This is a genomic window from Stenotrophomonas sp. PD6 (assembly GCF_049199305.1).
Classification (GTDB): Bacteria; Pseudomonadota; Gammaproteobacteria; order Xanthomonadales; family Xanthomonadaceae; genus Stenotrophomonas.
In genome coordinates this window covers 223,235-243,303 of sequence record NZ_JBLZQD010000005.1, presented here as the reverse complement: position 1 = coordinate 243,303, position 20,069 = coordinate 223,235, and the positions used below count along the sequence as shown (strand labels likewise).

Below are 20,069 nucleotides of genomic sequence, written 5' to 3'. Positions count from 1 at the left end.
GGCTTGTGAATCATGTGTATCGCGTGGTCTTCAATCACGCGCTGAAGTGCGTGCAGGTGGTGTCCGAATTCGCGCGTGGTGGCCGTGGCGTCGCCTCCAGCGACCGCCGCCGCACACCGCGCCTGGCCCCGCTGTTCACCGGTATCGCGCTGGCCTGCATGGCACCGTCCGCGCTGGCCATCAATACGATCTGGGTGGGTCCGCCGGGCAGTGAGTGGAACGTCGGCAGCAGCTGGAACAACGGCGTCCCGACCGACCGCGGCATCGATACGCCCAACGACACGGCCTACGTCAACAGCGGCGGCGTGCGGATCACCGGCACCCTGGTGCCCGATGCCGACGAAGTGCACATCGGCAACACCGGCGCCGGGCGGCTGGATATCTTCGCGGGCGGCCGCCTGGACACCAACACGCTTTACATGGGCACCAACGTGGGTTCGCTGGGCGTGGCGACGATCAATGGCGTGGGCTCGCAGTGGAACGCCCGCTACAGCATCGGCGTGGGCCACTACGGCACCGGCGAGCTCTCGATCCTCAGCGGCGGCAGCATGACCATCGACCGCGAAAGCTACATCGCCTCGATGGGCGGCAGCACCGGCACCGTGCGGATCCAGGGCATCGGCAGCACGTGGAACACCGGCAATACCCTGTTCGCCGGCCAGGCCGGTACCGGCACCATTGAAGTCACCGCGGGTGGCCTGCTCAGCGGGCGCGATGCCCTGGTCGGCAACCTGTCCGGCAGCGTGGGCCGGATCACGGTGAGCGGCACCGGCAGCGCCGCGAACCACACCGGCACTCTGACGGTGGGCAACGTGGGCCGAGGCACCTATGAGGTGCTTGCCGGGGCCAGCGCGACGGCCGGCAACGTACTGATCGGGCAGTTTACGGGCAGCCGTGGCGACATCCTCGTCTCCGGTGCCGGCTCGAACTGGGTCAGCAACTCGTTGAGCGTGGGCGAAGCCGGCCAAGGCAGCTTCACGGTGACCGACGGTGCCACGGCCGAGATCGGCGGCGGCATCATCCTGGCCCGCAACGCCGCTGCCAGCGGCACGATCACGGTGGGCCCGAACGCGCTGATGATCGTCGGCACCCGGACCACCAATTCGGTGTTCTTCGATGGCGCAGGCACCACCCGCTTCGAAATGGCGGGGGGCACCCTGCGCACGGGGACTGCGCTGCTCCTGGACACCGGGGTGCTGCTCAGCGCCGACTCGACCTTCGACGTGGACGGCAGCCTCACCGCCAGCCGCGCGTTCTCGGGCACGGGCGCGCTGCTCAAGACCGGCACCGGCGACCTGACGCTGGGCGGCGACAGCACCGGCTGGACGGGCGCGCTGCAGGTGGATGCGGGCAGGTTGAACCTGGGCCACAGCGCGGCCCTGGGTGGCGGCTGGCTGAGCCTGGCCGACGGCACCACGCTGGGTCTGGCCGATGGCGTGGCGTTCAACAACTCGGTGCAGATGCTGGGCGAGGTGGCGGTGAACGTCGCCAGCGGTGCCAGCGCCACCCTGGCGGGCAACGTGAGCGGCGGCAGCAGCACCACGCTGGTCAAACGCGATGCGGGCACGCTGACCCTGGGCGGCGGCACCGTGGGTGACACCCGCGTCGAAGCCGGCACCCTGCGCGTCACCGGCAACGCGCTCAACGGCGGCGACATCGAGATTGGCAGCGCCGGCACCTTCGAAACCGATACCACCCGCGTGCTGAGCTACGCGGGCCAGATCAGCGGCAGCGGCTTCCTGCGTCAGGGCCGTCATGTGCTGACCCTGAGTGGCGACAGCAGTGCCTTCACCGGTACCACCGTGGTCAACGCGGGCCAGCTCAACGTGACCGGCGCGCTCGGTGGCGACGTGCAGGTTACCCGGGGAGCGTGGCTGACCGGCAACGGTTCGCTGGGCAACGTGTTCGTGAGCGGTGGCAGCACGCTGTCGCCGGGCACCACCGGCGCGGCGATCAGCCGCCTGGACATCAGCGGCGTGCTGAACTTCGACAGCAGCGCGACCTTCCAGGTAGACGTGGCCGCCGATGGGGCCAGTGACTTCGTCTCGGTCGGTGGCAGCGCCCTGCTGGGCCAGGCCAACACCGTGGTCGTGGCCACCAACGGCGACTGGGCAACGTCCACCCGCTACCGGCTGCTGACCGCTGCGGGCGGCGTCAGCGGCACCTTCGCCGGCGCGACCAGCAACCTGGCGTTCCTGGACCCGACGCTGAGCTATGACGCCAACAACGTGTACCTGACGATGGCGCGCAACGACGTGTCGATGCCGGACGTGGAACTGGCGTTCCCGGACGTGGTGGTCAACACCAACCAGAAGCAGGTGGCCGGCGCGGTGGAAGCACTGGGTGATGGCAATGCCGTGTACGACGCGGTGGTCCGCCTGGAAGTACCGCAGGTGGTGCCGGCCTTCGACAGCCTGACCGGCGAAGTGCATGCGGCCACCCGTGGCGCGCTGCTGCAGAACCGCTTTCTGCATGACGGCATCGACCGCCACCTGGATGGCCGCGCAATGAGCGGCGACATCGCCCCGGGCGTCAGCGTGTGGCTGGCCGGTAGCGGCGGACAGCTGCGCAGCGAGGCGTCGGCCGAGAACGCGGCCTCCCGGGTGCAGCAGCACGGCCTGATGGCCGGTGCCGGCTGGCAGGTGGGTCAGTCGCTGGAACTCGGCGTAGCCGCCGGCCAGCAGCAGCTGGACAACCGCCTGCGCGAGCGTGCGGCCGTGGCTGAGACCGACGCCACCGAGTACGGCGTGTATGCCCACTACCGCTGGCAGGGCCTGAGCCTGCGCGGCGGCGTGACCCGCGCCGACTACCGCACCGACACCACCCGCACCGCGCAGGTCGGCACGGCCTTCAGCGAGCAGTTGCTGGCCCGCGAAGATGCCACCGGCACCACCGCGTTCGTGCGCGCCGGCTGGAGCTTCGGTGGTCCTCGCCTGCAGCTGACCCCGGAAATCGAGCTGGCCCAGGTGCGACTGAAGAGCGATGGCAGCCAGGAACGCGGTGGTGACAGCGCCCTGCGCCTGGCCTCGGGCGACAGCGACTACCGCACCGGGCTGGCCGCATTGAAGGCGGACTGGGACATCAGCGATGGCCTGCAGGATCGCGCGGTAATCAGCGCCCGCGTGGGCTGGCAGTACGCCGATGGTGACCGCCTGCCGACCACCACCGCGCGCTTCGTCGGTGGGTCGCAGGACTTCACCATCGCCGGCGCACCGCTGGCACGCAGCAGCGTGCTGGCGCAGCTGGGGGTGGCGGTGAGCCCGAGCGCCAACAGCCGAGTGTCGCTGCAGGTGCAGGGGCGTGACGGCGATGGGCAGCGCGATGTGGGGGCGCAGCTGGACTGGTCGGTGGCGTTCTGACGCCATCGCCGGAACGTTGGTCGTGCAGCCACCCATGGGGTGGCTCTACGGTTACCACGACGTTGTAGAGCCACCCCATGGGTGGCTGAAGCCTGCACGTTGTAGAGCTACGCCCTGCGTGGCTGACGCCTGCAAAGAAAAAGCGCGCCCCAGGGCGCGCTTTTTCGTTGGACCCGTAGAGCCACCCCATGGGTGGCTGGGCGGTGGCGGCGACCGGCTTACCGGTTGATCACGTAGTCCGCGATGATGCCGGTCGCGATCGCCACCAGCAGCAGGTTGCCGCGGTCATCGCGGATCCAGTGATGGTCGCGCGGCGGGCGGCGCACCGAGTAGCGGCTGTAGTCATTGACCACGTAGACCGGGCCCCGATAGTACTCGTTGTAGCGATGCCCACGGGCCCAGCCGTAGCCGCCGTAGCCCGGTGCCGGGCGGTAGACCACGCGCGGCGGCGGTGCCGGGCGGTAGTAGCCACGGTTGTCGTAGTAGCGGCGATCGTGCCGCGCCTCGCGGCGATCATCGCGGCGGTCATCACGCCAGTCGCGGCGGTCATGGCGATCGTCATGCCGGTCATGACGGTCGTGCCCACGACCGTGATGGTCATCGGCGAACGCCGGCGCGATGCTGCCCAAGGCGAGCAGCGAGGCCACGGTCCCGACCACAATTCGATTCATGCGCATGATTGGCCTCGCTTGGTGGGTTGATGGTTTCCATCATGCGGACGCCGTCTGAATGGTTTCCGGCTGGAAACGGTTTCCAATTCACCGGCTTTGACCGCCCATTCAGGCAGCGGCAAGCCCCGCCCCATGGGCGGACCGGCGGCTGTCATCGCTTCCGGCTATAATTGAGGTCATCCCATTCCATCTGTTCCTGTTCCTGACGGAACGGGCGCAGGGTTGCGCCTTCGGAGAGCTCATGTCCTCGCAATACATCTACACCATGAACAAAGTCAGCAAGGTGGTCCCGCCCAAGCGGCAGATCATCAAGGACATCTCGCTGTCGTTCTTCCCGGGTGCCAAGATCGGCCTGCTGGGCCTGAACGGCGCCGGCAAGTCCACGGTGCTGAAGATCATGGCCGGCGTGGATACCGACTTCGAGGGCGAAGCCCGCCCGCAGGCCGGCATCAAGGTCGGCTACCTGGCCCAGGAACCGGAGCTGGACCCGACCAAGACCGTGCGTGAAGCGGTGGAAGAAGGCGTGGGCGAAGTGCTGCAGGCGCAGGCCGCGCTGGACGCGGTGTACCTGGCCTACGCCGAAGAAGGCGCCGATTTCGACAAGCTGGCCAAGGAACAGGAGCGCCTGGAGGCGATCCTGGCCGCTGGCGACGCGCACACCCTGGAAAACCAGCTGGACGTGGCCGCCGACGCGCTGCGCCTGCCGCCGTGGGACGCCATCGTGGGCAAGCTGTCCGGTGGTGAAAAGCGCCGCGTGGCGCTGTGCCGCCTGCTGCTGCAGAAGCCGGACATGCTGCTGCTCGACGAACCGACCAACCATCTCGACGCCGAGTCGGTGGAGTGGCTGGAACAGTTCCTGGCCCGCTACACGGGCACCGTGGTGGCGGTCACCCATGACCGCTACTTCCTGGACAATGCCGCCGAGTGGATCCTGGAGCTCGACCGCGGCCGCGGCATTCCGTGGAAGGGCAACTACACCGACTGGCTGATGCAGAAGGACGAGCGCCTGAAGCAGGAAGACAACCAGGAGAAGTCGCGCCAGAAGGCCATCCAGAAGGAACTGGAGTGGTCGCGCCAGAACGCCAAGGGCGGCCGCACCAAGGGCAAGGCCCGTCTGGCCCGCCTGGAAGAGCTGCAGTCGGTGGACTACCAGAAGCGCAACGAAACCAATGAAATCTTCATCCCGCCGGGCGAGCGCCTGGGCAACTCGGTGATGGAGTTCAAGAACGTGTCCAAGAAGTTCGGCGACCGCCTGCTGTTCGACGAACTGAACTTCCTGGTCCCGGCCGGTGCGATCGTGGGCATCATCGGCCCGAACGGCGCCGGTAAGTCGACCCTGTTCAAGATGATCACCGGCCAGGAAAAGCCGGATTCGGGCGAGATCGTGGTCGGTCCGACCGTGCAGCTGTCCTACGTGGACCAGAGCCGCGACGCGCTGGAAGGCAACCACAACGTCTTCCAGGAAATCGCCGGCGGCCTGGACATCCTCAACATCAACGGCATCGAGATCCAGTCGCGTGCCTACATCGGCCGCTTCAACTTCAAGGGCCAGGACCAGCAGAAGCTGGTCGGTTCGCTGTCCGGTGGTGAGCGTGGCCGCCTGCACATGGCCAAGACCCTGCTGCAGGGTGGCAACGTGCTGCTGCTCGACGAACCGTCGAACGATCTGGACATCGAAACCCTGCGTGCGCTGGAAGATGCGCTGCTGGAGTTCCCGGGCAACACGTTCGTCATTTCGCATGACCGCTGGTTCCTGGATCGCATCGCGACCCACATCCTGGCGTTCGAAGGCAACTCGCACGTGGAGTTCTTCCAGGGCAACTACCGCGAGTACGAAGAAGACAAGCGCCGCCGCATGGGCGACGACGCCGCCCCGAAGCGCCTGCGCTTCAAGGCGCTGAAGTAAGGAAGGAAAAACGGCCGCGCTCTGCGCGGCCGTTTTGCTTTGCGGTAGGCCACGACCGTTGGTCGTGACGCAAGATCAACGGCAGCGGTTTCATTGCTGCGTGCCGGGAAGGCCGACGGGCAGCCCCGTTCCGGGACACGCCGTAAATACATCCCTGTAGGCTTGTCGAAAACATCCATGTTTTCAACAGTCCCTCCAGGGGCTACCCGCCGGCCTCCCCCGACAATTTGTCGCGTGCGGATGGAAGAAGAAGCAGCCACGCATGGCGTGGCTCTACGCGGCACATCGGCACGTCGGCACGCGGCACGTCGGTAGGGTCGATTCCCAAACGACCGCCGTTGCACCACCCACACCGGGTAAGGCATGGAAATGATCGAGACCGCCTTTGATCTCCCATGGTCACCAGCCTTCTATCGGAGGGCCGGCGGGTGCGGGGGTACGGGACCGCAGAAAACATGGATGTTTTCTACGAGCCTACATGGGTGAAGGCACACTGCTTGCGAGGCACTGCCTCGCGTGTGCCTGAACGCACAGCCGCTGGCGGCTGGGCCGGGCCGCGGAGCGGGGTTCACGGCGTGTCCCGTACCCCCGTACCCGCCGGCCCTAAACTAGAGATGCATCAGACGAAGGCTTTGGATTTCGCTTCTGATCCAACGAAACAAACCAACACCCATGGACCTCCACCATGAAACTGTTTGAACGCCTGTTCCAGCTCCAGCAGCACGGCACCACCGTGCGGACCGAAGTGCTGGCCGGGCTGACCACGTTCCTGACGATGTCCTACATCGTCTTCGTCAACCCCGACATTCTTTCCACCACCGGCATGGACCCGGGCGCCGTGTTCGTCGCCACCTGCCTGGCCGCCGCGCTGGGTTCGCTGGTGATGGCGTTCGCCGCCAACTTCCCCGTGGGCATGGCCCCGGGCATGGGCTTGAATGCGTTCTTCGCGTTTACCGTCGTGGGTGCGGCCGGACTGCCATGGCAGCAGGCGCTGGCCGCCGTGTTCATCTCGGGACTGGTGTTCCTCGCCCTGTCACTGACCGGCGTGCGCGCCTGGCTGGTGGCCGGCATTCCCGCATCGCTGCGTGCCGCCATCGTGGCCGGCATCGGCCTGTTCCTCGCCATCATCGCCCTGCAGAAATCCGGCGTCATCATCGCCAACTCCGACACCCTGGTTGCACTCGGGCCGCTCAACACCGCCCCGCCGCTGCTCGCCCTGGCCGGCTTCCTGCTCATCGCCATTCTCGAAGCGCGGCGCGTGCGCGGTGCCATCCTGATCGGCATCCTCGCCGTCACGGGCGCGGCCTGGCTGCTCGGCAACGTGCAGTACCACGGCGTGGTCTCCCTGCCGCCCAGCCTGGCCCCGACCTTCCTGCAGCTGGACCTGCCCGGCCTGCTCCACCACAACGGCGGCGCCCCCATTGCCGTCCTGCTGCAGGTCGTGCTCGTGTTCGTCCTGGTCGAAGTATTCGATGCCACCGGCACCCTGTATGGCGTGGTCGGGCGTGCCGGCCTGCTCAAACTGCCGGGTGCCCAGAAGCGCTTCGGCCGTGCCCTGCTGGCCGACAGCACCGCCATCGTCGCCGGTTCCCTTCTCGGCACCAGCAGCACCACCGCCTTCGCCGAAAGCGCCTCCGGCGTGCAGGCCGGCGGCCGCACCGGCCTGACCGCCCTGGTCGTGGCCGGCCTGTTCCTGGCCGCCCTGCTGTTCTCGCCGCTGGCCGCCATGGTGCCGGGCTATGCCACCGCGCCGGCGCTGCTGTTCGTGGCCGGCTTGATGCTGCGCGAACTGGTGGATGTGGACTGGAACGACCTGACCGAGTCCGTGCCCGCCGCGCTGTGCGCGCTGGCCATGCCGTTTACCTACTCGATTGCCAATGGCCTGGCATTCGGGTTCATCGCCTATGCGGTATTGAAGGCCGGTACCGGTCGCTGGCGCGAAGTGCATCCGGCCGTCTGGTTGGTGGCCGGTTTGTTCGTTGCGCGATATGCGTTGGAATAAGGCGGTTATTCCGGCGGGAGTTCGAATACCTGGCGCAGGTAGGCCAGGTAGCCCGGGTCGTCGCACATGCTCTTGCCCGGCGAATCGCTGAGCTTGGCCACCGGCTGGCCGTTGCAGCGGACCATCTTGATCACGATGTTGAGCGGGGTCGGGCCCAGGTCGTTGGTCAGGTGCGTACCGACCCCGAACGCGACCTGGCAGCGGCCACGGAAATAGTCGAACAGGCGCATCACCTTCTCGATGTTCAGCCCATCGCTGAACACCAATACCTTGCTGCGCGGATCGACCCGGCGGTCCTTGAAGTGGGCCAGCATGCGGTCGCCCCAGCTGAAGGGGTCGCCCGAATCGTGGCGCACCCCGTCGAACAGCTTGCAGAAGTACATGTCGAAGTCGCGCAGGAACGCGTCCAGGCCGACCACGTCCGACAGCGCAATGCCCAGGTCGCCGCGGTACTCGCGCGCCCACGACTCCAGCGCGGCCACCTGCGAATCGCGCAGGCGCGGCCCCAGTGCCTGGAACGCCTGCAGGTATTCGTGTGCCATCGTGCCGTGCGGCGTCATGCCGTACAGGCGCGCGAAATGCACATTGCTGGTGCCCACGAACTGCGCGCCGAGCGCATCGCGCAGCATCGGCAGCATGCGCGCATGCCACTCGCGCGAATAGCGGCGGCGGCTGCCGTAGTCGGCAATGCGGCACAGCTCGAAGCCGGGCGTGTCGCGCAGCAGCGCCGTCTTGGCCTGCAGGCGGCGCTCGCCTTCGGCGAAGTCGGCCTCCGTGGTGTTGCGGAACCAGACCTCGTTGATGATCGCCAGCAGCGGCACCTCGAACAGAATGGTGTGCAGCCACGGCCCGGTGATGTCCAGCTCGATCTCGCCCGGCACCGTCTGCGACGGCCGCAGGTCGATGTACTTGCGGTCCAGGTGGAACAGGCCCAGGAAATCGGCGAAGTCCGGCTTCACGAAGCGCAGCCCGCGCATATAGGCGAGCTCCTCGTCGGTGAAGCGCAGCGTGCAGAGATGGTCGATCTCGGCGTTGATCTGCTCGATGTAGCGCGCCAGTTCGATGCCTGGCGTGCGGCACTTGAACCGGTACTGGACCTGCGCGCCGGGATGCTGATGCAGCACCGCCTGCATCATGGTGAATTTGTACAGGTCGGTGTCGAGCAGTGATTGAATGATCATGCCCCGATTATGCGCTCCCCGGCATGTACCAACCAACGCATCGCGTATCCGGTTGCGAAGCATGCACGAGGTCGAGAGCCCCCTTGGTGTTCAAGGGGGCGCGCCGACAGGCGCGGGGATGAGGGTGCTGGTAAGGTGGGGCCCGCGGTTTGCGTAGCAATCCGTGGGGTGGATACGCGAATGCGGATTCACGACCGCAACAACCGCGGCACCTGCGCCACCGCATGCGCCCAGATCGCCCCCCACACCGCGCCCTGCACCAGCACATTGCGCTGGCGCGCCTCGAACTTGCGGAAGTAGCGCCACAGGCCACGGTGCTTGTGCCATTCCACGAAGAACGGCCGCGAGCGGCTCGATACCCCGCGCACGTGCACCACCCGCAGGTCGTTGGCGATGGCCACCACCGCGCCGGCCTCGCGCGCGCGCCGGCACAGGTCCAGATCCTCCGCATGCAGGCGGTAGCCCGCATCCCAGCCGCCGATGCGCTCGAACAGCGCGCGCGGCATCAGCAGCAGCGCACCGGACAAGGCCGGCACCGTCTGCAGCGCCTGCGCCGGATCGGCCGGGATGGCCAGCCGCGCGCCCTGCCCCGGCCGGCGCAGCATGGCCGCGAAATCCGGGTCGCGGCGGCGCACCGCCGTATCCGGCTGGCCCTGTTCGTCCACCTGCTCCACGCCCAGCACGCAGTCGCCCAGTGCTTCCCCGCGCGCGCGCAGCTGCGCCAGCGTATCGGGCGCGACCATCAGGTCCGGATTGATGAAGGCCAGCCACGGCGCGTGGCTGTCGGCCACGCCCTGGTTGTTGGCCGCCGCGAACCCGGGGTTGTCCGGGTTGGCGATGAAGCGCACGCGTGGATCGGCGCTGGCATGGCGCTGCACGATCTCCAGCGTGCCGTCGTCGGAGGCGTTGTCGACCACCCGGATCTCGGCGACCTCGGTTGCGGCACGCAGGCGCAGCAGGCACGCGTCCAGCGTGCTGGCGCTCTGGTAGCTGACGATCACCACGGCAATGCAGGGATTCAAACGGCGGACTCCGGATCAGGCGCAGCGGGCGATCCAAACAGATCGCCCTGGGAACGCGGCATTATCGCCTGCCGGTGCAGCTGCTGCAGCGCCTCCCGCGCCTGCAACAGCGGGTCGCCCATCAGGAAGCTGGCCAGGCGCGGCTGCCAGGCCGGCCAGCGCGTGGCCAGCGCCTCCATGTCCCCGTCCTGTGCCTGCGATTCCCCGGCGCGCGCCACGAAGGCGGTCTCGCACAGCGCATTGCGCCAGCCCAGCCCGGCCATGCGCAGGCTCAGGTCGATCAGCGCGGCATTCCACGAGGCGTAGCTGTGCATGTCCAGCCCGCCGGCCTTGCGGCGCGCGTTGGCCCGCAGCAGCACCGCGTGGGTCACTGCGGACGGCAGCTCCGGATGCAGCGTGGGCAGGGCGGCGCACGCCTCGGCCATCGCCCGCAGGTCGTCAGGTACCGGATTGATTTCGCCCAGCCGCGGCCATGCGGCCGTTTCGCCCGCGTTGCACCACGGCGTGGCCGAGCCGATCGACGCGTCGCGCGCGCAGCAGGCCTCCAACTGCTGCAACCACCCGGGGGCAGGCACGGCGTCGGGCGCGAGCACCACCACGTCGCTGCCCGCGCAGGCGCGCAGCATCTCGTCCAGGTGGGCGACCTCGCCGATCGCGCGGGCGCGACGGGTGTACTCGGCATGCAGGGGCGTGTTGGCCAGCCAGTGCTCGATCACCGCCTGCGCACGCGGGCCGGCCTGGCCGTCGTCGGCCAACCACGCCGGCGTACCGGCCGGGGTACCCGCATCCAGTGCGGCCAGGCACCGGTCCAGGGCGCTGTCATCGACCCCGATCGGCAGCAACACGATCGTCCCCATCCGTCCCCCTGTGCCGGCTACCTGGGCGCAGCGTAGCAGGCGTGGCCGGCGGCGTGGCGGCCGCGCGGCTCAGCGGCCCGGGCGCGGCGCCGGGAACGGCTCCATCGCACGGAAGCGGTTGCTGTATTCGTCGGTCAGGTTGCGCGACTCCTGTGCGTTGCGCACGATGGTCGGGGTCAGCAGCACGATCACTTCCGAGCGGTCGGTGTTCTGGGTCTTCTTGCCGAACAGCGCGCCGATCACCGGAATGCGGCTCAGCCCGGGCACGCCGTTGGCGCCGTTCTCGTCGGAATTGGTGATCAACCCGGCCAGCATGATGGTATCGCCGCTCTGCACGGCGGCCTCGGTGGAGATCTTGCGCGTGTTGATCGGCGGGTTGCAGGTGGTTCGGGTCGGGTCGCAGCCGGCCGGGATGGCGCCGGCCGAGCTGACTTCCTGCACGATGTCCAGGAACACCACGCCATCGCGGGTGATGCGCGGGCGCACCTTGAGGATCACGCCGGTGTCCAGGTACTGCACCTGGCTGTAGGTATTGTCCCCGCCGGTGCCGGTATTGACCGACACGGAGTTGATCGGGATCTGGGTGCCCACGTTCAGCGTGGCCTCGGCGTTGTTGCGCACGAAGATCGACGGCGTCTGCAGCAGGCGCAGGTTGCTCACCTTGTCCAGCGCGGACACCACCGCGGCGGCGTTCTTGCCCAGGAAGGTCCAGCCCAGGCCGGCATCGCCGACGCGGCCGGAGATGCTGCCCCAGATCGACCGGCCCAGCGCGCTGGGCAGATCGATGCCGCTCTCGGTCTTGCCGGTGGCCACGGCCTGTTCGAAGAACCAGTTGACGCCGTAGCTGAGGTCGCCGGTCAGCGACACCTCGGCCACCTGCGCCTCGATGTGCACCTGCATCGGCATCACGTCGAGCTTCTCGATCACCTCGCGGATCGAACGCCAGGCCTGCGGGGTGGAGCGCACCAGCAGCGTATTGGTTTCCTCCACCGCCGAGACGCCCACCGAATCGCCCTGGATTTCCAGGTTGAAGCTGGCGTTGCCGGACTGGCGCTGCGGCAGGCTCATGGTGCCCTCGCCCAGACCGCCGCTGCGGTTGGTGCCGCTGTTGCCAACGTTGTTCATGCTGTTGCCGCTGGTGCCGTCGCGACTGCCCAGCTCCTGCACGTTCGCGCCCGGCGCCAGCGAGCCGCCGCCACGGCCGCTGCGGCCGTTTTCACTGGCGAAGGCTTCGGCCAGGCGCTCGGCCAGGTCCTTGGCCTTGACGTAGCGCAGCTCGTAGGAGAACAGGCGGGCGCTGCCCCCGGCGGTATCGATGCGCTCCAGCCACTGCTGGATCTGGTCCAGGTAACGCGCCTGCGGTGTGATCACCAGCACCGCGTTGGCGTTCTCCAGCGGCAGGAAGCGGAACATGCCGGCACTGGGGGTCTTGCTCTCCTCGCCGAACACCTTCTCCAGATCCGCCGCGACCTGCTCGGCCTTGCCGGTCTGGATCGGGAACACGCCCACGGACATGCCCGACAGCCAGTCCACGTCGAAGATCTCGACCGTGCGCAGATAGTTTTCCAGTTCGCTGCGGGTGCCGCCCAGAGTGATGACATTGCGACCACTGTCGACGTTGACGATCGCATTCGGGCGCGCGTAGGGCTCCAGCACCTTCTTCATCTCGGTGGCGGAGATGTACTGCAGCGGCACCACGCGCACCTCGAAGCCGCGTGCGTTGGCGGCGGGCGCGGTGCTCGGTGCCACCGTACCGGCCAGCGCCTGGTCGGCGGCGACGATGTTGTAGCGGCCGCCGCTGTAGACCATGCGCGCGTTGTTCCAGCCCAGCACCATTTCCAGCAGGTTCAACGCCTGCGCCGAAGACACCGGCTTGGGCGTTGCCAGCGTCACGGTGCCCTGAACGCCCGGCGCGATCACATAGTTCTGGCCCAGCATGTCGCCGAGGATCGCCTTGACCACCGCGTGCACCGATTCGCCTTCGAAGTTGAAGGTGGCGGTGCCGTTGCTGGCCTGCGACAGCGACGGCGCTGCCGCAGCGGCGGCGCTGCGGTTGATCATGGTGCCGGTACCACGGCGGATCACCGCCTGCGGCGTGCCGGCCGCGCCCAGCGGCTGCGTCTCGACGCCGTCGTGCGAGCCGTCACCGGCCACGACTTGATGGGGGCCAGTGAGGACCGCATCGCGGTGGACTTGAGCGCCGGGCACAGTGGCGCACCCCGCGATGAGGGCAACGGCGAACGACAGGGAGAAAAGACGCAATGTCATGCTTTCACTCTATTTGGTTTGGCCGGAGCCGCCGGGCGGCGACTGCGACTGTTGCTGTTGCTGCAATTGCTGGCGGCGCGCCTGGATGCGGGCGCGGATGGCTTGCATCTGTTCTTCACTGGGCCCCTGTGCCGCCGGGCTCGGCGCGGGCGGGGCGGCCGCCGGCGGCGGCGCGACCAGCACCTGCGCAGGCGCTTGTCCGGCGCGCGCGGCGTTGCCCGGCGATTGCGGAGGCGGCAGCGGCGCGCGCACACCCGGCGCCTGCGGGCCGCCTGCGGTGGCGCTGCCGAGCACGGTGGGCGGTTCCCCCCCCTGGCCGCTGAAGGTCACCAGTTCCAGCGTCTGCGTGCCGCCCGGGCCGGTCACGGTGGCGCTGCGGGGCTCCAGCGCGACCAGCTGCCAGCCGTTTACCGCATCGCCATTGAGGCGCAGCCGTAGCGACTGCTTCTGGTCGGTGGTGAGAATGGCCATGCCAAATTCCGAGGTAAGCAGCACCCCGGTCAGCGTGACCGCGCTGGACGCGGCGCCCGGTTCGCTGCCGCCCAGCAGGTACGGGCGCGGCTTGCGGTCTTCGGCGAACAGCGGGCGCGCGCCGATGTCGGCGTAAGCCGCAGCCGAGGCGATGCGGTCCGGCGCCGCCGGCGCCAGCTCCGGCAGGGGCGGTGCGGCGCGGTCGTCGGCGCCCACCGGGGCGATGCCACCGCCCGCGCCCAGCAGCGTGGCGATCCACAGCAGCGCAGCCAGCGCGGTCACGCCGCCCAGCCACCAGTTGCGCAGCGGGGCGAATTCAATCTTCAAGGGCGCCCTCCTCCACCGGGGCTTCCACGCCCGGATCGGCCGGGGCGGCCATGGCCGATCCGGCCGGTGCCAACCCTGCCGGGGCCGCCTCAACCGTCGCAGCCGCAGGCGCGGCGGCCACGTCGTTGGCGGCGCCGGGCTTGAGGTAGCCGACCAGCTCGAAAGACACGTCCAGCCCGGTCCCCGTTTCGTTGGGCGAGGCCTGGAAGCGCTGCGCCAGCAGATTAAGGTTGTCCACGAACAAACGCGGGCTGCCGGTCTCCAGCGTCTGCAGCACAGCGGCCATTTCCGGTACGCCGCAGCGCAGGCGTACCTGCAGTGCCACGCGCGGGAACTGCGCATCGCGCGCGGTGTCGGTCAGCGGCGAGCGGTTGCTGATGGTGCAGCTGCGGTTGCCCGGGCTGGCCGAGGCCACTGCATCCTGCAGGCGCGTGGACAGGGCCGCGGCGGCCGACTCGGCGGTGGGCTCGCGCAGGAAGCCCGGGCGGCCTTCCAGCGCGCGTTCAACCTCCTGCAGGCGCTGCTGCACCTGGCTGCGCTGCTGCAGCTGCGCCTGCACGCGTTGCTCGCGCTCCTGCAGCCCGGCAATGCCGGCATTGATGTCCAGCAGCGGCCGGGTGAACCACGGGTGCACCAGCAGCAGGTAGCCCGCGGCAATCGCCGCCAGCAACAGCGCCAGCGCGAGCCAGCGGTCACGGCGCGTCGGGGGCATTGCCATGGGCAACCTCCTTGGCGGGCGCGGCGGTGGCCGGGGCCGTGGGCAGCGGCTGCAGCTCGGCAGTCAACGTAAAGCGGTCGCGACCGGCGGCACCGCCATCGGCCTGCAGCACACCGGTGAGGTTGACCTTGCGCCACAGCGGCGAATCCTGCAGCAGCGACACCAGCTGCGAGGCTTCACGGCTGAGCCCGATCAGCTGCAGCGTGTTGCCCTCCACCGAGAGTTTTTCCAGGTAGGTGCCGTCGGGCAGCAACCGGGTCAGTTCATTCCACAGTTCCACGGTACTGGCATGCGCGCCGCGCTTGCCCTCCAGGAATGCGGCACCGTCCACCAGCTCCTGCAACTGCTGGCGCTGTGCGGCCACGCGGCGCGCATCATGCGCGGCACGGTCGACCTGTTCGCGCAGGCGGTCGGCACCGGCCTGGCGGTTGTCCAGCAACTGGTTGCCCGCCAGCGCCAGCAGCACCAGCGTGGCGCAGCCCAGCAGCAGGTTCCAGCGGCGCATGGGATCGTGGGTGACGCGGCGCTGGGTGGGGGGAAGCAGGTTGACGCCCAGCGGCTGCCCGCTGCCGTCGTCGGCATCCACACCGGCCAGCTGCTGCGTCCACGTGCCGGCCTGCTGGGACCACTGCTCCAGTGCCTGGCGCGGAATGACCACCAGTTCGACCTGCAGCTGGCCATCGGGCAGCGTGTCGAGTTCGCGCACGTCGTAATGCACCTGGCTGGCCTCGAACGGGGTCTGCCGGTCGATCTCGAAGCCCACCACATCGCGCAGGCGCGGTGCGGCCGCGGCCGGCAACCGCAGCGGACGGCGCAGTACCAGCGATGCCGGCAGCACCCAGTGCCGCGGCAGGCGGCGCAGGCGGGTATCGAGCACCGCCTCCAGGTCGGACGGCGCGGTGGGCCACGGCAGTTCGACCACCGGCTGCACCTGTGCGGCGGTATCGCGGCGCACCATCAGGTGGTCGCCCTGCTGCGACAGCAGCAGCCGCGAACGCGACCAGCCCATCGCCCACTGCCAGCGTACCGGCAGCCAGGCCAGCAGCGAACGCCGCCACCAGCGCAGGCCATTGCCCACGCCCGGCGCGAGCCGTCCCCTTGCCTGCACCAGACTGTCCCGCCATCCCGTCATCGTGCTGCCATTCCCTGTTCCCAGCGAAGTACTGTGTAAGTCGTCCCCGGCGTGCCTGCCGAACCCATGCGCACTACCGCACGCAGCACCGAGATCCGCCCGCGTTCATCCGTTGCGCGGCTCTCGATACTATAGGTGCCGCTGCCACTGGCAAGCGTTCCACCGGTCACGTTTCCATCTTCGGCGGCTTCGGCGCGTTCGCGCTCGGCCAGCAGCCGCTCTGCATCCAGCCCGAGCGCGGTCAGTACCGGCCCGGACGCGAACCGTGGATCGGGACGCGACTGCCGACTGTACAGGGTCAGCATCGGTTCCATCCGTTCATACAATTCATTGTCCATGCCGAGTACGCGCTGCAGTTCGCCCACCGTCTCGAAACGGCCGTTGCGCGGGCCATACGGCAGGCCTGCCGCCTGGTAGTCCGCGGCCTCGGCGCCGCCGCCGGGTTGGGTGAGGCTGTCGGCATCGCGCCAGTCCGCGATCGCGCCGGCGAGCTGCCGCGCGCGGCCGGGCTCGAGCTCCATGGCACGCAGGAAGGCCTCCAGCAGCGCGGTATCGGCGAGATTGAGGTTGATCTTGCCGTTCTCGTCGATGATGCGCAGGTCGATCCGGCGCGTGTCGAACTGCCAGCGGTAACGCCGTCCGTCCGGCAGCCACGGCGGTTGCAGCGCGTTGGGCTGCAAGCGGTACAGCGCGTATTCGAGCCCGGCGCGCGCATGCTCCTGCCCGATGGCGTCGTCACCGGTGACCCGCTGCTGCAGGTTCTCGATGCGGGCGCTGAGCGCGAACCCGCCCACCACGGCGGTGAGCAGGGCGATCAGCCACAGCACCAGCACCAGCGCGGCACCGCGCGTGCGCCTCATGAACGCGCCCCGCGCGACTGGGTGAGTGCGGCCACCATCGGCGGCCAGGCAATGCCCTGCTGTGGCGTGACACGGATCTCCACCAGCGTCGGCAGCCGGCGCGTGTCGTCCCAGCGCGTCTGCCACTCGCCAAGCTGCCCGGTGCGCGGGTCCACGCCACGGTAGCGGAACGCCACTTCACGCAGGTCGTCGGCCAGCAGTTCCGGCGCGCGCGGCGGGGTCTCGTCGATGCGTTCGCCGTTCTGCACCAGGGTCAGCGCCACCTCCAGCCGCAGCGCTTTCCCGCTGCGCTGCACCTGCAACTCATGCACATACGGGCCGCCGCGACCGAGGTAGCCCGGCAGTTCCGACACGAACAGCATGCGCTGCGGTTCGCCCAGGAAGTGCACCGGTTCGCGGGTGGGATCGGGCGGTTCGGTGGCGGTGGGCAGCGCCATGCTCAGGCGCCGGCGCAGGAAACCCTCCACCGCGCGCATGCGTTCGTTCTGCGCGGCCACGCGCTCACCGCGCTGGGCGATGTTCATGGCCGAGCGCACCGTCGCGAAGGCCAGCGCCAGGCCGCCGACCAGCAGCACCGTGGCCAGCAGCACTTCGATCAGGGTGAAGCCGCGCATGCGCTGCGGGTACATCATCGCGTCGTCTCCGCCACGGTGTTCGGCAGCAGGCGCAGGCTGCGCCACTGCAGGCGTTCACCCTCGCGTTCGCCCCAGGACACCTGCAGGGTCAGCTGGGCGAGTGTGGGGCCGCTGCGGGTGGTGGCCGGCGCCAGCGCCGTGGCGCGCGGCTCCACGTACGGCTCCACCTGCAGGTCCCAGCGGTAGCGGCCGTCCTCCCACTCGCCCTGCTCGCGCCCGACCTGCAGCGGCGCCTCCACGCCGGTGGCGGCCAGCAGCGACTGCGCATGCAGCACCGCGCGCGTGCGCAGGTCGGCGGTGTGTACCTGCCGCGCCGCACCGGACAGGCTGCCCAGCAACAGGGTCAGCGCCAGTGCCAGCAGCGCGAAGGCGACGATCACTTCCAGCAGCGAATAGCCGCGCTGTCGTTTCATGGCGCGCCCCGCACCGGGCCCGAGCGCACTTCGCCGGTGACCCAGCCCACGTCGATGCGCCACAGCGCGCCGCGCACGCTCAGCTCGATGGTGCCGCCGCTGGAACCGCCGTCGGGGTGGAACGCGATGCCCCCCTGCCCCGGTGCACTGGCCACCTGGGCGGCCCCGTGGAAACGGACGTCGAGCGTGTCGGGCAGGCTGCCATGGCGCCCGTTGGCACCCTGCCAGGTGCGTGCGCGGGGATCGATCAGGAAGCGCTGGCGTTCGCCGGTCGCAATGGCCTGGGTGCGCGTGTAACGCAGCTGGCTGGCCACTTCCTTGCCGGCGTTGCGAAGGCGCATGCCGTCGATGCCGCCGTTCATCGCGTTGACGGTGATCAACCCGATGATGGCGATCAGCGCCACCACCAGCAGCATTTCCAGCAGCGAAACGCCGCGCACGCGCTGCCGTCGCGACACGGCGCGAAGCGGCGGGGTGCGGCAAGGCGCGAAGTGGGTGCGCAAGCGCGGTTACTCGTACTTGATGTCCGCGTCGTAGCTGCTGCCACCGACCTTGCCGTCCTTGCCCAGGCTGATCAGGTCGAACGGCTGGCCTTCGCCCGGTGCGCGGTACTCGAGTGCGTTGCCCCACGGATCGTTGAGCTCGGCCGGCTTGGCATACGGACCCAGCCAGCCACTGCTGCCGCCGGGCTGGGTGACCAGGTCGTCCAGCTTGGCGGGCAATTTGCCGGTGTCGAGCTGGTAGTTCTCGATCTTGCCGGCCATGGTCTGTACCTGCGACTTGGCGATGTTGGCCTTGCCGCGATCGGCACCGCCGAGCACGCGGCTGCCGACCAGGGTAAGCACCGCGCCGATCAGCACGATGACGATGATGATTTCCAGCAGGCTCATGCCCGACTGGTTGCGCGGCGAGGACAGGCGATAGTGTTTGCGACGGTGGATCATGGAAGCTCCTTGCAACATGTCGGAAGGACGTGCGCCACGGCGGTCAGCCGATGGCATTGGTCAGGTCGTACAGCGGTACCAGCACCGAGATGATCACCAGGCCGACCACCGAGGCCAGCACCAGGGTGATCACCGGCACCAGCGCGGACAGCAGGCGGTCGATCGCGCGCGCGGTTTCCTGTTCGAAGGTGTCGGCGGTCTTGAGCAGCATCGTGTCCAGCGCGCCGGACTCCTCGCCGACCTGGATCATCTGCAGCGCGAGCCGCGGGAAGCGCTTGCCGCGTGCCAGCGACGCGGACAGGCCGTTGCCGTTCTTGACCTCATCACTGGCCGCATCGACGTCGGCGGCCAGCGCGCGGTTGCCCAGCACATTGCGCGCGATGCCCAGCCCGGCCAGCAGCGGCACGCCATTGCGCAGCAGGGTGCCCAGCGTGCGCGCCAGCCGCGCGGTCTCCAGCTTGGCGATCAGGCCGCCGATGCCCTTGCGGCGCAGCAGCCAGGCGTCCATCGCCAGCCGGAAGGCGGGCTGGCGCAGCTTGCGCTCCAGCACCAGCAGCGCCAGCGAAGGCACCACGATCATGCCCAGCCAGCCTTCGCGCACCAGCAGCCCGGCGCCGAGTACCCACTGGGTGAACCACGGCAGCGCCACGTCCAGGCTCTCGTACATCAGCGCGAACTGCGGCACCACATAGCCGAGCAGGAACATCAGCGCGCCACCGACCACGGCCAGCAGGATGGCCGGATAGATCAGCGCGTTGATGACCCTCCCCTTCAGCTCGCGGCTGCGCTCCAGGTAATCGGCCAGCCGCTGCAGGGTGTCGTGCAGGCTGCCACCGGCCTCGCCGGCGCGCACCATGTTGATGTACAGCCGCGAGAACAGGCCATGCTGGCGTTCGAGCGCGGTGGACAGCGCCGCACCACCGCGCACCACGTCGCGGATGTCGGTGATCACCCGGCGGCTGCGCTCGTCCTCGGGCAGTTCCAGCAGGATGGTCAGCGCGCGGTCGAGTGGCTGCCCCGCGCCCAGCAATGTGGCCAGCTGCTGGGTGAACTGCACCAGCGCGTTGCCGTCGAACGGCTTGCGCCGCAGCAACGCGGTCCACGAGGTTCCCCCGTTGCTGCCCTCGCTGGCCAGCCGCGCCTCCATCGGCAGGCTGCCCTGGTCCTGCAGCCGCGCGGCCACGTCGGCTTCGCTGGCGGCCTCCATCTGGCCGTCGAACAGTTCGCCGTGTGCGTTGAGCGCCTTGTAGCGGTACAGCGGCATGCTCAGCGGCCCGCCAGCGGTGGTGCCGGAGCGACGCGC

The 20,069-nt window shown here is 68.9% G+C and carries 17 protein-coding genes; 3 read left to right on the top strand and 14 right to left on the bottom strand.

Features of this window, described 5'->3' with window-relative positions; all coding sequences use genetic code 11:
* The first annotated feature begins 5 nt into the window (after positions 1–5).
* A complete protein-coding gene (locus ACOZHM_RS10475) occupies positions 6–3,359 on the top strand; it encodes an autotransporter domain-containing protein (protein WP_421569190.1) in 3,354 nt (1,117 codons plus the stop codon).
* Between the two features lie 218 nt (positions 3,360–3,577).
* Here the strand turns inward: ACOZHM_RS10475 and ACOZHM_RS10470 are convergent, their stop codons facing one another.
* A complete protein-coding gene (locus ACOZHM_RS10470; protein ID WP_421569189.1) occupies positions 3,578–4,036 on the bottom strand; it encodes an RcnB family protein in 459 nt (152 codons plus the stop codon).
* 235 nt (positions 4,037–4,271) lie between these two features.
* Between ACOZHM_RS10470 and ettA the strand changes: the two genes are divergently transcribed.
* Both ettA and ACOZHM_RS10460 read left to right on the top strand, forming a co-directional pair.
* Positions 4,272–5,936, top strand: coding sequence for an energy-dependent translational throttle protein EttA (gene ettA / locus ACOZHM_RS10465; protein ID WP_313347811.1), 1,665 nt, complete (start codon positions 4,272–4,274; stop codon positions 5,934–5,936).
* 685 nt (positions 5,937–6,621) lie between these two features.
* Positions 6,622–7,938: an NCS2 family permease gene (locus tag ACOZHM_RS10460; protein WP_421569188.1), complete on the top strand. Its 1,317-nt coding sequence runs from the start codon at positions 6,622–6,624 to the stop codon at positions 7,936–7,938.
* A 5-nt stretch (positions 7,939–7,943) separates the two neighbouring features.
* On the opposite strand, the gene pncB is transcribed toward ACOZHM_RS10460, so the two are convergent.
* The 13 genes from pncB to xpsF form a co-directional block, all read right to left on the bottom strand.
* The gene (gene pncB / locus ACOZHM_RS10455) at positions 7,944–9,119 is read right to left on the bottom strand and encodes a nicotinate phosphoribosyltransferase (protein WP_421569187.1); all 1,176 of its coding nucleotides are present in this window, start codon (positions 9,117–9,119) and stop codon (positions 7,944–7,946) included.
* Positions 9,120–9,307: 188 nt separating this feature from the next.
* Complete coding sequence (locus ACOZHM_RS10450) at positions 9,308–10,141, bottom strand: glycosyltransferase family 2 protein (protein WP_421569186.1); 834 nt, start codon at positions 10,139–10,141, stop codon at positions 9,308–9,310.
* Entirely contained in the window at positions 10,138–10,998 is an 861-nt protein-coding gene (locus tag ACOZHM_RS10445; protein ID WP_421569185.1) for a glycosyltransferase family 2 protein, read from the bottom strand. The genes ACOZHM_RS10450 and ACOZHM_RS10445 overlap by 4 nt, the downstream gene beginning before the upstream one ends.
* A gap of 69 nt (positions 10,999–11,067) precedes the next feature.
* Entirely contained in the window at positions 11,068–13,266 is a 2,199-nt protein-coding gene (gene gspD / locus ACOZHM_RS10440; RefSeq protein WP_421569184.1) for a type II secretion system secretin GspD, read from the bottom strand.
* 9 nt (positions 13,267–13,275) lie between these two features.
* Entirely contained in the window at positions 13,276–14,064 is a 789-nt protein-coding gene (locus tag ACOZHM_RS10435; RefSeq protein WP_421569183.1) for a hypothetical protein, read from the bottom strand.
* Positions 14,054–14,782, bottom strand: a complete 729-nt coding sequence (gene gspM / locus ACOZHM_RS10430; protein ID WP_421569182.1) for a type II secretion system protein GspM — start codon at positions 14,780–14,782, stop codon at positions 14,054–14,056. The genes ACOZHM_RS10435 and gspM overlap by 11 nt, the downstream gene beginning before the upstream one ends.
* Positions 14,757–15,914: a PilN domain-containing protein gene (locus ACOZHM_RS10425; RefSeq protein WP_421569181.1), complete on the bottom strand. Its 1,158-nt coding sequence runs from the start codon at positions 15,912–15,914 to the stop codon at positions 14,757–14,759. The genes gspM and ACOZHM_RS10425 overlap by 26 nt, the downstream gene beginning before the upstream one ends.
* Positions 15,911–16,774: a general secretion pathway protein GspK gene (locus tag ACOZHM_RS10420; protein ID WP_421569180.1), complete on the bottom strand. Its 864-nt coding sequence runs from the start codon at positions 16,772–16,774 to the stop codon at positions 15,911–15,913. The genes ACOZHM_RS10425 and ACOZHM_RS10420 overlap by 4 nt, the downstream gene beginning before the upstream one ends.
* Positions 16,771–17,406 (bottom strand): type II secretion system protein J, encoded by a 636-nt coding sequence (locus ACOZHM_RS10415; protein WP_421569179.1) that lies wholly within the window; start codon positions 17,404–17,406, stop codon positions 16,771–16,773. Before ACOZHM_RS10415 ends, ACOZHM_RS10420 begins: the two co-directional genes overlap by 4 nt.
* On the bottom strand, positions 17,403–17,822 hold the full coding sequence (gene xpsI / locus ACOZHM_RS10410) for a type II secretion system protein XpsI (protein WP_421569178.1): 420 nt from the start codon (positions 17,820–17,822) through the stop codon (positions 17,403–17,405). The genes ACOZHM_RS10415 and xpsI overlap by 4 nt, the downstream gene beginning before the upstream one ends.
* Positions 17,819–18,238 carry a type II secretion system protein XpsH gene (gene xpsH / locus ACOZHM_RS10405; RefSeq protein ID WP_421569203.1) on the bottom strand — a complete coding sequence of 140 codons (420 nt, stop codon included), beginning with the start codon at positions 18,236–18,238 and terminating at the stop codon, positions 17,819–17,821. The genes xpsI and xpsH overlap by 4 nt, the downstream gene beginning before the upstream one ends.
* A 93-nt stretch (positions 18,239–18,331) precedes the next feature.
* Positions 18,332–18,766: a type II secretion system major pseudopilin GspG gene (gspG, locus tag ACOZHM_RS10400; protein WP_421569177.1), complete on the bottom strand. Its 435-nt coding sequence runs from the start codon at positions 18,764–18,766 to the stop codon at positions 18,332–18,334.
* Between the two features lie 43 nt (positions 18,767–18,809).
* Positions 18,810–20,030, bottom strand: coding sequence for a type II secretion system protein XpsF (gene xpsF / locus ACOZHM_RS10395; protein ID WP_421569176.1), 1,221 nt, complete (start codon positions 20,028–20,030; stop codon positions 18,810–18,812).
* Positions 20,031–20,069 lie beyond the last annotated feature (39 nt).